Origin of the sequence: Grimontia marina, assembly GCF_900060185.1 — a bacterium.
GTDB lineage: Bacteria > Pseudomonadota > Gammaproteobacteria > Enterobacterales > Vibrionaceae > Enterovibrio > Enterovibrio marinus.
On the sequence record NZ_FIZY01000038.1, the window covers coordinates 1 to 14,263 of the forward strand.

The window sequence follows — 14,263 nt, forward strand, 5'->3', positions numbered from 1 at the left end:
AAAGAAAGACTCAGACCTATTCATTGCCATGCTGGAGAAGCTAAAGTGGCACTACCGCCGAGCCAAAAGTGTCACCTTGATACTGGATAACTACATCATCCACAAAAGTAAAAAAACGAAGGCTTGGCTCAAGAAGAACCCAAAGTTCAGGCTGCTGTTCCAGCCCGTTTATTGCCCTTGGGTCAACGTCATAGAACGATTGTGGAATGCTCTCCATGAGACAATTACTCGGAATCACAGGTGTAAACATATGTGGCAATTGCTCAGGAAGGTGAAGCACTTTATGGATAACGTATCGCCGTACCCGGGAGGTTGCCACGGCACGGCGAAAATGTAGCACTATTCGGATCAGTTATTTAGCAACAAAAATGCCAAGATCACGATTTCTTTCCTGATAAATAATAGCTTTCTTTTTGTTTTTTAGAAAAATAACTTGAGGATCCGAATAGTGCTTCCATTTGAAATATGGAATGCCTCCCAAATCTCTCCCATAGAGAGATGATAAAAGTAAGTAATGCTGATCTGATAAATCTATCTGTATGTAACTCATTTTAAATCACACCTAACCTACAGTATCGTATCAATATCTTGTTTGTTAAAATTTTCATACATAAGCTTACTTCTTTGTCTTTTTTCACTTATGACCCAAAAGTAAGACTCTAGGGAAAAATAAGTGTTGATTAATGCAAAAAAAGAATACTAGACACTTATTTATATAAAAAATTATTTCAAATCATTAACTTAGATAAATATTTAAATATATATTGAAAATTTTCGTTATTTTTATGTAAGGTTTTTTTCTATTTACAACGAGATATGAGTCACATTTTCACATCTAGACTATAGTGATACTGATTGGTCATTTTTTATTACATTTTTAGTGTGATAATAATCACAATAATAAATAAAAAATAATGTATAGATATAAAATAATGATTTTATTATATTTTTAATAACGAAAAAAGATCGGAATTTAATCACATCAGTAATTTATGCTATTTTTATAAATACATTATTGAAAGCCAAAGTAAAATGCTCATTGACCTGAGTTGCGCACAAAAAATTGAGCTGAATACTCGAACAGCGATCTAATCGTTTGAGTGCATATTTCGGTTTAATCAGAACGCACACTCCGCGATTATCCGAACACTTTTAAGCGAACTCCGAAATCAGTGTTCGGAATAGCGAAAACTGCGTTCGGAGTGCCCGAAATCCTTCCTTTTTCTTCTTTAAATCAATAGCTCGCTATTCTTTACTTCTTAAACAAGAAACTAAGGAAGCAACAATGGCTAAAAAGAGAACTCCAATGAACAAAATTAAAGAGGTATTACGCCTTAAGTACGAGTGTAGGTTGTCCTAAAGGAGTATTGATAGTTGTCTCAATGTCAGCTTGCAACAGTCTCAGAACTTGTCGGCCGCTTTAAGCAAAGTCGGATAATCTGACCACTGCCTGAAGGTTTCAGTGATGTGACCTCACACAGGCGCTGTATCACAGCAAGAAAGTCAGTCGTGGATAAAGTCATGCCAGAACTTCACTCAATACGCTGTCGATCTCAGGCGTAAAGGCATGACGAAGATGTTGCTGTGGCAGGAATATCACGTGCAATATCAACAGCAAGCATATGCTTATACTCAGTTCTGCGAGCACTTCACTCGTTGGTTCAAAACCCAAAAGCGCAGCAAGCGTCAGCTTCATGTGGCAGGAAATAAGCTGTTTATCGATTACTGTGGGCCTTGGCTTCAAGTGGTCAACCCTGACACAGGTGAAGTGCGCGAAGCAGAAGTGTCCATGGAGACCTTGGGCGCGTCCAATTACACCTATGTGGAAGCCTTCCCGAGCCAGGGTAAGTCATACTGGTTAGAGGCACATGCAAATGCGTTCGAGCACTTTGGCGGCGTACCACAACTCTTGGTTCCCGATAATCTGCGTCGCGCGGTCTCCAAAGCTAACCGCTATGAGCCAAGGCTTAATGATATCTATCAGAAACTGGCGAACCACTATCAAACTGCCGTAATGCCACGTCGCCCCTACAAACCGAAAGACAAAACCAGGACCGAGAATGCCTTGTTCCTCGTAGAACGATGGATCATGATGCGGCTACGACATCAGACCTTCCATCCCTTCAAGGAACTGAATCTCGCCATCCCAGAACTGATGAATGAGTTAAACCAACGTGAGATGAAACAGTATGGCGCGAGTCGTAAAGCGCCGTTCGACAAACTCGATAAAACCGCGTTAAAGCCTCTTCTTAGGCAGCGTTAACTCTATACCGAAACCAAACGAGCCAAAGTCGGGCCTGACTATCACATCGAATATCGCTGCCACTACTACTCGGTGCCACATCAACTTATTGGTCACCATGTCGAACTTAAAGCCTCCAACCGTCTGGTACAGATTTACCATCAAGGTAACTTGGTTGCATAGCATCCACGTAGCCAAAGAGAGCGTGGAAACAGCACTCAACCAGAACACATGCCGAGTCATCATCAACATTAAAAATGGTCGCCTGGACGTATGCTCAACTGGGGAGCCAACATCGGCCCAGCCACACGAGAAGTCGTCAATAAAATACTCAACGCCAAGCCTCATCCAGAGCAGTCGTATCGTTCCTGCCTTGGGCTGCTCAACCTGAGTAAAGCGCATGGCGAATCGCGCCTAGAGCAAACCTATAAAGATGCACTGATGCTGACAAAACCCAATTACACCTTCGTCAACAATCTGCTGAAGAACCATCGTGAAGGACAACTGAGTAAAGACAAAGCGAATACACCGAACCCTGTTCACAGCAATGTTCGAGGCCCGAACTGTTATCACTAGGAGAAAGGATATGAATGCACTTAATGACCAACTCAAAACCCTGCGCTTGAGCCATGTGGCGAAAGCGTTAGAGCAGCAGCAAGAGCAACTGACTACTTACGCCGAGCTGGACTTCGAGGAGCGGTTAAGCTTTATTCTGGACAGTGAGATCTTGAACTGCAATCAGAGCAAAATCCAACGCTTAAAGCGACAAGCCAAGCTGCGAGTCGATGCGCAACCGAGCCAACTCGTCTACAAAGAGGGACGAAACCTGAACCGTAAGCAGATGAGCGAACTACTGACGGGCAGTTATCTACACAAGCACCAGAATATCTTGATCACAGGCCCGACAGGTGCGGGAAAAACCTATCTTGGTTGCGCTCTGGCAAGCAGTGCCTGCGACCAACAGCAAACCGTCAGGTACTACCGATTAACTCGCTTAGTCGATGACTGGGGGGATGGAAAAACTGACTCAAGACCATGCGGGTCACCTGTTGGAAGTGCTCGAGGACCGTTACCAAAACAGCAGCACAATGGTCATCAGCCAGTTGCCTGTAAAGGAGTGGTACAACATGCTAGGCAACGCCACTGTCGCAGATGCTCTAATGGATCGGCTGGTACACAATAGTCATCGAATAGAACTGGGAGGTGAGTCAATGAGAAAGCTGGCGCAATCCGAACACTTTGCTTAAAAATAGGGAAAGAGAAAACGTGTTGGTTCAGGTGTTCGGAATAAACCGAAACAAGTGTTCGCAATCACCGAAATACGCATTTGAGTAGTACGACCTACCGTAAAAGGACTTGAATGCCGTCCAAGATAAAAGGTGATCTGGCTAAATCGATATCTAGGGTTCAAGAGGGCGTTGTTGATCAAATCAGTCACCTAACGCACTGATCCTGCCAATATTACCCCTGTTATTCAACTCGATAACTCACAGGCATACCTAGTCTTATAACTTTGTTCTGGCTTTTACATTCGCCAATGCCTCGCCGACTTGTGCATCGTAATCACGTAGTGCGAGTTGCGGGCTGAGTAACTTTTTATACCGATACATCCCAGTCTCTGAAAGCGAGCGTTGATGATACCCCACTGCGCGTTTCCATTCTTCCAAGTGACCTGATTTCAAGGCTCTCACGGCTTCATTTCGTGGATGACCATTCTCCCAAAAGCCAGCATTGCTGCGCGGGGGGATCGTGGGTTTTATACCTTTTTTCTTTAGCACCTGATGACAAGCTTTTGTATCGTAGGCCCCATCAGCACTGACTTGTGAGATTTTGCGGTAACGGATTGAACAACGTCGGTAACACTTCATTGTCGCCGACAGAGTCTAAGCTGACGACGGAAGAAATCACTTCATGCGTACTGGCATCAATCGCAAGGTGTAGCTTTCGCCAAACACTGATTTTGTACTTGGCTTTGCTCATCATCTGTCACCCGTAATGAGGTTGTGATGATCTGATCGCAGCGCCGAAGATTAGTTCAATGATTTAGGAAACAACGCCGTTCAAGAGTAATGGTACATCCCCTTATTGGTTTCCGACTATGAGTTTAAAGGGTGGCCAGAAGTGTTAATTTCATTGATAAAGCTTTCGTATACACACCTCTGGTAGCTACACTCAGGTACGAGAAATTCTGTATTTAATTGTTTAGCAAAGAAATCCTAACAACGATGGTATCGCCAATAGAATACGTACTAATGCACTATTGAGCAAGAAGTGTAGTGACATGAGTTTCTGTAACAGTGAAATAGCATTTCAACATAGCGTGTTTGGGAAGTAGCGAGTCAATTTTCTCATCTAATATTAGCTGAATGTGATTGTCACTAATTTTCACCACTTGTGATGTTTCAAATCCAATCACTTCTTTGATATATGGGTAGATTGCTTTATAGACGCTTTCTTTTGCTGAAAATATGAGAGTGATAAACTGGCTAAAAGACAACTGGCAGTCCTGTTGTAATCTGAGCTCTTTCACCCTCATTACTTGGCTGGCTAAGTCATTTGCCGTTTTTTCAGATAAGACTTCTTCGATATCCACACCAAGAAAATTAACGGCACGATTGAGCGTTATCGCACACAACGCTTGATTTCGGGTGTGTGAAATAGATCCAGAAACACCTTTCGGGAATTGTGGAGAGCGGTCTTGGTTCCTTCCAACCTCACAAGAGACTATACCCAAGAAAGATAGAGCATGGCGAGCAACAATTCGCCCTGCTATATATTCAGCTTGTCGCTTGGAAACCGAGCGCCTTATGTCTTCTGGTATATCGACTTTGAGTGAATAACCAGGATTTTGAGGTAAAGCATCACTGTTGAATCGACACCACCAAATCTCAACATCAAGCACTGGGCTTTTTTGCATGGCACGTATTTCTTCAATAAAAACCTTACCCATTATTTACTTTTTGTACCTCTTTTAAAATTATACTGAGATATACTCGCAACTATGCTATCCGCAATCAGCCGTTTAGCGTGCTTTCTACATCACCTATTTTCCGAACGGTAATATTGATATTTATTATGCTGTCTAGCGTTCCAAATACTGTAATAGAGCTGAGAAAGTGGAACTTCTATTTTACATTAGGCGAAGTTCATACGTTACGTGTGATGGGTCGAGGATGGAGGGCCACCACGCTCGACGGCAAGTCCCATCGAATCCCTCTTCACCGACCACTCCTCAAAGCCTCGCAGCAATGCGGGGCTTTTTCGTATTGTTTTCCATTGTAACTGCTCTATTGCGTTATTCACTTCCTACGAGACCTCAGAATTGTTTGCCGTTATACTCAAACTATGCTCCAACAACCCGCTACGACTATGAACGGCAACAACGAGTTCGATTTATTTCAGGAGATGATGGCAGATGTCGCGCCTATCAAGCACGATACGGTCGACAACTCCCAACAATCACACAAACCGACTGAAGCCCAGCTGGCACGTCAGATCGCGGCTCAAAGCCTCTCTGAGGGTGATCCAGAGTATCTATCCATTGATTACGCTAAGATGCTTAAGCCTGACGATATCGTGGCTTTCAAGCGCCCTGGTGTACAGGATGGCGTATTCAGAAAACTACGTCTGGGTAAATATGATATTCATGCCCGACTGGACCTGCACAAATACACGCTGAAAGATGCCAGAGATGAAATCCTGCGCTTTCTGAAGCAATGCCAGCGCATGGACATTCGCTCGGTGATCATTGTTCATGGTAAAGGTGAACGCTCTAATCCTCCAGCCATGATGAAAAGCTATGTCTGCCAGTGGCTGGAACAGATCACTGACGTGCAATGCTTCCACTCAGCCCAGCGTCATCAAGGTGGTACCGGCGCAGTCTATGTGATGATTAAAAAGAGTCAGGAAAAGAAACTGGAGACACGGGAGCGACATCTTAACCGTCGGAGTTAATCTTCTATCCCATCAACGGAAACAGGAGCCATTTGGCTCCTGTTGTGTGTTTCAGATATTGTCTAGCTATAGCGTCACAACAACCCGAACTGCAAGACCGATCAGCATGATGCCACACAGGCGGTCGATGAGTACGGCTTTTTGCTTGAGCTTTTCCAGCACATGGGGAGAGGACAGAACCAAAGCCACTATGGTGTACCACAGACCATCAATAACAAATGGGGTAGCCACAATCACTGCTCGGCTAAATGTATCTGTACCAATCGCTACAAACTGGCTGAACAATGCGAGGAAGAAAAGTGCTAGCTTGGGGTTAAGAACTGAAATCATGGCACCATCGCGTGCTGCTTCCCACAAGGTGGTTTTCTCACCTTTTTCCAGCTTGGCTGCCACACCACCTTTAGCACGCAGGGATTTAATACCTAGCCAAGCAAGATACGCGGCACCTGCATAGGCGATAGCAGTAAAAAGCGTTGGAGACTCTTTGAGAATAACAGCGAGACCAAGGAGGGTTAACAGCGCGTAGAGGCCAACACCTAACGCATGTGACCACGCAGCAACAATACCATGTAAGCGACCACCAGCCAGGCTGTGTCGCATCATCACCACGAGACTAGGCCCAGGGGAAACTGCCCCCAAAATACACACCAGTGCCAAACCCAGCCATACGGAAATTGTCACTTGGCGCCTCCTTTCACGCCCATCAGGCTATTTAAACGAATGATCTGTTCATTCGTCAGTTCAATCATGCAGTTAAGGTATCCCTGTCCACTTCCTGAACCTGAGGCAAAACTAGCCTCTACCATTTTGCACTGGTTTTCGCGCCAATATTGAAATCCATCAAAGGCACTCTGAGATATCGGCACCGCATCAGTTGCTGATGAGACTTCATCCAGTTTTTTCAAATGTGCCCCGAGCGCAATTTCCGTCTTATTCAATGCCTCCTGAGCCACCTTCCAATGGTTATCGAGACAGGCCGTGACTTCAACGTGCGTTTCAGATGCTTTATAGCATGCCATTAATGCAGAGTGCTCTTTTCCTGCAAAGGCCGTTAGAGGTAAACCCAAAAAAACGAATACCCACCAACTCTTACGCATGAATTACCCCTCCTTGCCGATTACGGCAAATTTTCCTTGTGTCAGTGAGAGTAAATCTGATGGAGAAAGTTCAATTTCAAGCCCACGCTTGCCTGCGCTGACATAAATAGTTTCAAAGGCTTGTGCACTCTCATCTAAAAGCGTTGGTAAGCGCCGTTTTTGCCCTAGCGGACTGATACCACCCACCACATAGCCAGTAGTCTTTTCTGCAATCGCTGGATTCGCCATTTCTGCCTTTTTCGCGCCCGCCGCTTTCGCCGCTGCTTTTAAATCCAACTGGCCGGAAACCGGCACAATGGCAACAGCCAGCTTTTTCGGGTCACCGTTCATCGCAAACAGTAGGGTTTTGAAGACACGCGCTGGGTCTTGCCCCATCACACTTGCCGCCTCCAATCCAAAGTTGCTATTGTTCGGATCATGCTCGTAGCTGTGAACATGAAAATGAATACCCGATTTTTCCGCCAGTGTGATTGCCGGTGTCATACCTTTTCTCTCTGATTCTGCTCTTGAGATGAGCCGCGTTATCTCGCTGATAATGACATAAAAAAAGGCACTGTCACCAGTGCCTTTTCGTCTCTATAACGAGTTTGTCCGCGATGGGACAATGTGATTACTTGTAAGTAATTTCACCGTTTGGCGCATACTTGTTCACATCGATTGGAGAGTTCTTCTCCAGGTAATCTTTCAGCACTTCAGCATCCACAAAACCCGTGTTCACATTACCTGGGTGGCCAGTCAGTTTCGGATAGCCGTCACCGCCTGCTGCGTTGTAGCTAGGCATGGTAAAGCGGTAAGTTTTGTTTGCGTCCAGCGGTTCACCGCCGATCACAACGTCACTCACACCATCAGGTGATACCGTCATTGAGATGCCATAGAACTGCGCGTAAGCACCTGAGTCAACTGGCTTGGTTGCCACTTCGTTCAGGTAATCCAGCACTTCTGCACCGCTCATGTCGGTGTAAGTCACCATGTTCGCAAATGGTTGAACGGTCAGCACGTCTTTGTAGGTCACATCACCTTCTTCGATTGACGCACGCACACCACCTGAGTTCATTACCGAGAAGTCTGCTTTCGCACGATCTTTGTGGGCTGCAGCAATCAGACGGCCAAGGTTAGTTTGCTGGAAGCGAACCACGTTACGCTCGCCCTGCAGATGACCATTGGTTTCTGCAATTTTCACGTTCAGCTGTTCCTGACCTTTCTCCTGATATGGCTTCAGGAAGTCATACAATGCTTTGTCTTTTGGAATCTCGTTTTGGATGAATACACGCTTAGACTCGCCGTTAACCTTGATTTTCTTTTTCAGGTTCACAGGAATCAGGTCGTAAGACACCAGGTTCAGTTCGCCGTTGCGGAATTCAAAATCCGCTTTACCCACGTACTTGCCCCACTCGTGCGCCTGAACAATCCAGGTACCGTTTTGGTTATCTGGCTTACACTCGTCGCCCGGCTTGAACGACTTGTTGTACATGTTCGGGCCTTCCATACAGACAGGCTCTTGTGAGTGGCCACCCACAATCATGTCCAACGAACCTTCATTAAGGTAACGTGCCAGTGCCACATCACCCGGTGCGTTGATACCGCGGTTGCCATCTTCATAGTGGCCCATGTGTGTCGCTGCAATGATAATGTCAGGGTTTTCGGTTTCTTCCAGCTCAGCAATCAGCTTTTTTGCTTCTTCTTTTGGATCGCGAAAGTCCAGCTCACCGATAAACTCAGGGTTACCGATTTTCGCAGTGTCTTCTGTTGTCAGACCGATCACAGCGATACGCAGACCGTTGCGCTCAAAGATTTGGTAAGCCTGATATTTACGCTCGCCAGTGGCTTTGTCGTAGATGTTTGCTGACAGCATTGGGAAGTCAGCCCATTCCATTTGCTGATCAAGCACTTCAAGTGGATTATCGAATTCGTGGTTACCCAATGCCATCGCGTCATAACCTATCATGGTCATGCCTTTGAAATCTGGTTCTGCATCTTGCAGATCAGACTCAGGAACACCGGTGTTGATATCACCACCGGACAACAGCAGTACCGTCGCACCTTGTTCTTCAGATTCCTCACGCAGGTCATCAATCAGCGTCTTACGCGCTGCCATACCGTATTCGCCGTGACGGTTGTGCCAAAAGCGGCCGTGATTATCATTGGTGTGAAGAATGGTCACTTTGTAAGTGGTATCTGGTTGCCAACCTGGTACAACTTCCGTTGTTTGGGTTGTGGTTGAACAGCCTGCCAGAGCGGCAAGCAGTGCAGCGCTGATCGCTGCCTTCAGAGAGAGGCGTTCCTTCATGGTGATACCTATTATCTGTGAGGCAGCATGAAAGCGTTTACTTTCATGCTGTGGGGTTTAACCTAGACTGCTTTTATTTTCACGAAGTAGTCTAAATAGTTAAACTTGGCATCACATAGAACTTTCAAGAAAGTGCCATCCAGATCACTGAAAAACACCTCAATTGCGGGAAAATCAGCTGCAATTAAAGTATTTGTATTGGTTATCTAGACAGATACTGTCCTTTACTGCGTGCAATCGCAAAGCCTGCTGAGATCGCAAGCAAGAAACAGTAATAAGACTGGCTTACGACACTCAGAGGGGACAATTCAAAGATTGAGCCAAGCAATAAAGCCTGCGCACCGTAAGGCAGAAGCCCCTGAATTACACAAGAAAAGATATCCAGCAAGCTGGCACTGCGTTTCGGTGAAACATCGTGCAGGGTAGCCAGCTCTTTCGCCACACCGCCAGCCACAATAATCGCAACCGTATTGTTTGCCGTACAAAGGTTGGTCATGCTTACCAGCGATGCAATACCGGCTTCGCTGGCTCGTGGTGAGCCTTTTTCTGTTTCCTTATCTGCACGTGACAGGATCAGTTTGCTCAGTTTATCCGTCACAAACGCCAAACCACCCTGTTGGCGCATCAATTCCGCCAAACCGCCAATCAGCAACGACAACAAGAAGATTTCCTGCATATTGCCAAAGCCTTTGTAGATGTCCTGACTGAACGTCATCACGCTATAGTCAGCGGTCTTTACCATACCAACGATACCCGCAAACAGAATGCCGATGGTCAATACAACAAATACGTTCATGCCGTAGACCGCAAGCGCTAGGATCGTCAAGTAAGGAAGCACCGCCAGCCAATCGATTTCACCGGAAACTGGCGCTTGAGTTACTTCATTGGCAAAGAAGAAAATCACCAAAGCCACCAATGCAGCAGGCACTGCGATTTTGACATTTTCACGGAACTTGTCTTTCATGTGGCAGCCCTGTGAGCGCGTCGCAGCGATCGTGGTGTCTGAGATGATAGAAAGATTGTCACCAAACATCGCACCGCTCAACACCACCCCCGACATCAATGCAGCATCAATACCTGTCGTATCAGCAATGCCCAAAGCGACAGGCGCAACTGCTGCGATGGTGCCCATCGATGTACCCATCGCTGTTGCGATGAAAGCAGAAATCAAAAACAGGCCTGGCAGAATAAAGCTTGAAGGAAGAATGGCTAACCCCAGATTAACCGTTGCATCCACACCGCCAGTCGCTTTTGCTACCGCAGAGAAAGCCCCCGCCAGTAAGTAAATCAAGCACATCGCGGTAATATCGCGATGGGAAACGCCTTCAATAAACTGACCAATCGCGCCGTTGAGCTTTTCTTTACTCATCAGCACAGCAAGCATGATAGCGGGCAACACCGCTATCGGGGCTGGAAGTTGGTAAAAGGCGAATTCGACATTCTGAGTCGAAAAGTAAATGCCCGTCCCTATAAACAGGCACAAGAAAAGCCCAAAGGGCAAAAGTGAGCTCGCTGATGGCGCAATGTTTGTTTGCTTCTGTGTCATGTTGCGTTGCATATTTTCGTGAAGTGAAACGCAGAGTAATCTTAAAGCGATAGGCCGTCAACAAATAGACGTCTAAACGTCCAAGCTATTTTGTAACAGCAGAAATCTCTCTGAAAAACATCTGCAAACGGTAATATTTATCCCTTCGCCTCAGCCTTGTGAAAATGACTGATGCAAGCTCACATTCTCTGAGCTTAAAACAGCAAAAAATCGCGCACTTCCCCTCAAGCAACCGTTCCGTAGGTCGATATAGAATTTTGTGTGGAAAAGAATAATTCTCAGCACAACCCACCTCAATTTTTCAAAGAGTTCGATGCAAGGAACGTAACATGACGCTGACTCTCAAGCAGAAGCTGATAGGTACCTGCCTTGTCGCCGTGGTGGCGATGGCAACCGCCCTGTCTTTCTTGGCTGCAAAGCAATTATCTACCCAGACTCAACAAGGCTTGGAAAATCGTGTGGAAAGCATGTCTCAAGTCGCCCGTGTTGGCTTTGCCAATTGGCTGGAGGCTCACGATGTGGCGATGGAAGGCTATGTGGAGACCCTACCCCACGAGGATGAAATCAATGCCTTGGAGATGCTCCAGGTTTCTGGTGACTTCGAGATGACTTTTTTTGCTCAAACTGATGGTGCCATAGCGCTTGCAAACGGAGCTAACATTGATATCGACCCTCGCCAACGCCCTTGGTATATAGAAGCTGTACGAGAAAACAAAACGATTTGTACCGCCCCTTACCGTGACGCCCTGACTGGAGAAACCATGGTGACACTGGCTACCCCGGTTTATCAGAGCGGAAAGCTTAAAGGTGTGGTTGGCGGTGACATCAGCCTTCGCAAGATTGTCAGTGACCTGTCTCAATTCAACTTCGGCGACAATGCCTTCGGCATGTTGTTTGCAGAAGATGGTACGCTTATTGCCCATAACAACGCCTCACTGAACGGCAAACCGCTGACTCAATACAATCCGGCTCTTACTCAGTCTGAGGTGCGTGAAGCTATGGCCCAAGGCGGCCTACTGAAAAGCTCTCTAAATGGCGATGAAAAGGCTTACTACTTCACAGAGCTTCCAGAAGCGAACTGGGTAATCGGTATTGAAGTCGATATGGGCACAGAGCTCTCCTCCCACAACTCAGCAGTAACCACCCTGATCCTGACAAGCTTTGCTGTCACCTTGGTAGTGCTTGCCCTGTCAGCCTGGTTGGTGAATGCGCTTTTCCGTGATCTTGTCCGCGTGTCGAAAGCGATGGAAGAAATTGCCAGCGGTGACGCAGATCTGACTCAGCGTCTGACACCACATAGTAACGATGAAGTCGGCCAACTGGCGCATAACTTCAACACCTTCGTTGCCAACATGCACACCATGGTGACGCACCTGAAAAGTGTCGGTGAATCGCTCACTGAACAGGCAACTCATGCCGCCGAGCAAGCGAGTATGCGCAGCACCCGTATTCGTGGTCAGCAGGATGAAATCAACATGGTGGCAACGGCTATCAACCAAATGGCCGCAGCTACCCAAGAGATCGCAGGTAGCGCGGAAAATACCGCTGAGCTTTCCAGGCAGGCTGTCGGTTGTTCAGAGGAAGGCGCCAATCAAGTGAACCAAAGCCAGCAATCCATCGGTAATCTGTCTACGGAAGTGGAATCTGCCACCAGCGTGATAGCGGAGCTAGACTCCCACACCCAGAGCATCAACTCTATTCTTTCCACCATCCAGGATATTGCCGAGCAAACCAACCTGCTGGCGCTAAATGCGGCGATTGAAGCAGCGCGTGCTGGTGAACAAGGCCGAGGCTTTGCCGTGGTTGCCGACGAAGTCCGCGTGTTGAGCCAGCGCACACACAACTCAACCCGCGAAATTCAGGCGACGATTGAAACGCTGCAAAACACCACGCAGTCCGCTGTGAAAATCATGGAAGACAGCCGCCATCTGGCTACCACCAGCGTGGAAGACGCAAACTTCGCCACCAACAGCTTGTCGCAAATCACCACTTCGGTATCGACAATTAGCGACATGGCGACCCAGATTGCCTCTGCCGCTGAAGAGCAATCTTTAGTGACGGTAGAAATCACCCGCAACACGGAAGCCGTGCGCAATGCGTCGGATGAGTTGGCTCACGAAGCCAATCATGCAACAGAGCAAGCGACCGCGCTTTCGAGCCTGTCTCGTCAGCTCAATGACGAACTGGCCAGATTCAGGTTATAACGTTCGGACACTCAATCGCAGACACGAAAAAGCCGGCGCATGCGCCGGCTTTCTTTTATCTCTCTGACATTCAATCCTCAACGGATGTTCAGATCGTCGAAGCTTTTCACCAAATCGTCCAGTGCTTTCATTTGCTTCAGGAACGGCTCCAGCTTGTCCAAAGGCAGTGCTGACGGACCATCACAACGCGCATTGTCTGGATCCGGGTGCGCTTCGATGAACAGGCCTGCGATCTTGGTACCCAGACCCGCGCGCGCCAAATCAACAGTTTGCTCACGACGACCACCAGATGCAGCGCCCAGAGGATCGCGGCATTGCAGTGAGTGAGTCACGTCAAAGATGATTGGGCTGCCATTGCTCGCCTTCTTCATCACGTCGAAGCCCAGCATGTCGACGACCAGATTGTCGTAGCCCATACATGAACCGCGCTCACACAGGATGATGTTTTCGTTGCCACACTCAGCGAACTTATCAACGATGTTACCCACCTGGCCAGGGCTCATGAACTGAGGTTTTTTCACGTTAATCACTGCGCCGGTTTTTGCCATCGCTTCAACCAAATCGGTTTGGCGAGCAAGGAACGCTGGAAGCTGGATAACGTCAACCACTTCAGACACTGGCTGCGCCTGAGCTTCGGTGTGAACGTCAGTGATGATTTTCACGCCGAAAGTGTCTTTCAGCTCCTGGAAAATCTTCATGCCTTCTTCCAGACCAGGGCCACGGTAAGAATGCACAGAAGAGCGGTTTGCTTTGTCAAAAGACGCCTTAAACACGTATGGAATGCCCAGCTTCTGGGTCACTTCTACATAGTGCTCACAGATCTGCATTGCCAGATCACGAGATTCCAACACATTCATCCCGGCAAAAAGAACAAATGGCTTGTCGTTAGCAACTTGAATATCGCCAATCTGAACCGTTTTTTGTGTTGTCATG

Annotated in this window: 10 protein-coding genes and 3 pseudogenes; 5 read left to right on the forward strand and 8 right to left on the reverse strand. The window is 47.1% G+C overall.

Features of this window, described 5'->3' with window-relative positions:
* From GMA8713_RS17530 to GMA8713_RS17545, 3 genes and pseudogenes are all read left to right on the forward strand, one after another.
* The coding region (locus GMA8713_RS17530; protein ID WP_157515497.1) for an IS630 family transposase at nt 1-337 on the forward strand (337 nt) is incomplete at its 5' end.
* A gap of 1,029 nt (nt 338-1,366) precedes the next feature.
* Nucleotides 1,367-2,818, forward strand: a pseudogene (istA, locus tag GMA8713_RS17540) (IS21 family transposase).
* A gap of 10 nt (nt 2,819-2,828) precedes the next feature.
* Nucleotides 2,829-3,489 (forward strand): annotated as a pseudogene (locus GMA8713_RS17545) (ATP-binding protein).
* A gap of 223 nt (nt 3,490-3,712) precedes the next feature.
* Here the strand turns inward: GMA8713_RS17545 and GMA8713_RS17550 are convergent.
* Both GMA8713_RS17550 and GMA8713_RS17555 read right to left on the reverse strand, forming a co-directional pair.
* Nucleotides 3,713-4,204 (reverse strand): annotated as a pseudogene (locus GMA8713_RS17550) (IS5 family transposase); the annotation flags it as partial.
* A 295-nt stretch (nt 4,205-4,499) separates the two neighbouring features.
* Nucleotides 4,500-5,192 (reverse strand): 4'-phosphopantetheinyl transferase family protein, encoded by a 693-nt coding sequence (locus GMA8713_RS17555; protein ID WP_062712733.1) that lies wholly within the window; start codon nt 5,190-5,192, stop codon nt 4,500-4,502.
* Nucleotides 5,193-5,611: 419 nt separating this feature from the next.
* On the opposite strand from GMA8713_RS17555, the gene smrA reads away from it, so the two are divergent.
* Entirely contained in the window at nt 5,612-6,196 is a 585-nt protein-coding gene (gene smrA, locus GMA8713_RS17560) for a DNA endonuclease SmrA (protein WP_084387770.1), read from the forward strand.
* Between the two features lie 66 nt (nt 6,197-6,262).
* On the opposite strand, the gene GMA8713_RS17565 is transcribed toward smrA, so the two are convergent.
* The 5 genes from GMA8713_RS17565 to GMA8713_RS17585 all read right to left on the reverse strand — a co-directional run bounded on the left by GMA8713_RS17565 (nt 6,263) and on the right by GMA8713_RS17585 (nt 11,138).
* A complete protein-coding gene (locus GMA8713_RS17565) occupies nt 6,263-6,877 on the reverse strand; it encodes a LysE family translocator (RefSeq protein WP_062712737.1) in 615 nt (204 codons plus the stop codon).
* Nucleotides 6,874-7,293, reverse strand: a complete 420-nt coding sequence (locus GMA8713_RS17570) for a lysozyme inhibitor LprI family protein (RefSeq protein ID WP_062712739.1) — start codon at nt 7,291-7,293, stop codon at nt 6,874-6,876. The genes GMA8713_RS17565 and GMA8713_RS17570 overlap by 4 nt, the downstream gene beginning before the upstream one ends.
* A 3-nt stretch (nt 7,294-7,296) precedes the next feature.
* Entirely contained in the window at nt 7,297-7,776 is a 480-nt protein-coding gene (gene ybaK, locus GMA8713_RS17575; protein WP_062712741.1) for a Cys-tRNA(Pro) deacylase, read from the reverse strand.
* Nucleotides 7,777-7,903: 127 nt separating this feature from the next.
* Nucleotides 7,904-9,580, reverse strand: coding sequence for a bifunctional UDP-sugar hydrolase/5'-nucleotidase UshA (gene ushA, locus GMA8713_RS17580; RefSeq protein WP_062712743.1), 1,677 nt, complete (start codon nt 9,578-9,580; stop codon nt 7,904-7,906).
* A 202-nt stretch (nt 9,581-9,782) separates the two neighbouring features.
* The gene (locus GMA8713_RS17585; protein ID WP_422615204.1) at nt 9,783-11,138 is read right to left on the reverse strand and encodes a Na+/H+ antiporter NhaC family protein; all 1,356 of its coding nucleotides are present in this window, start codon (nt 11,136-11,138) and stop codon (nt 9,783-9,785) included.
* A gap of 317 nt (nt 11,139-11,455) precedes the next feature.
* On the opposite strand from GMA8713_RS17585, the gene GMA8713_RS17590 reads away from it, so the two are divergent.
* On the forward strand, nt 11,456-13,330 hold the full coding sequence (locus tag GMA8713_RS17590; RefSeq protein ID WP_062712746.1) for a methyl-accepting chemotaxis protein: 1,875 nt from the start codon (nt 11,456-11,458) through the stop codon (nt 13,328-13,330).
* Between the two features lie 77 nt (nt 13,331-13,407).
* On the opposite strand, the gene kdsA is transcribed toward GMA8713_RS17590, so the two are convergent.
* A complete protein-coding gene (kdsA, locus tag GMA8713_RS17595) occupies nt 13,408-14,262 on the reverse strand; it encodes a 3-deoxy-8-phosphooctulonate synthase (protein ID WP_062660664.1) in 855 nt (284 codons plus the stop codon).
* Nucleotide 14,263: the final 1 nt, after the last annotated feature.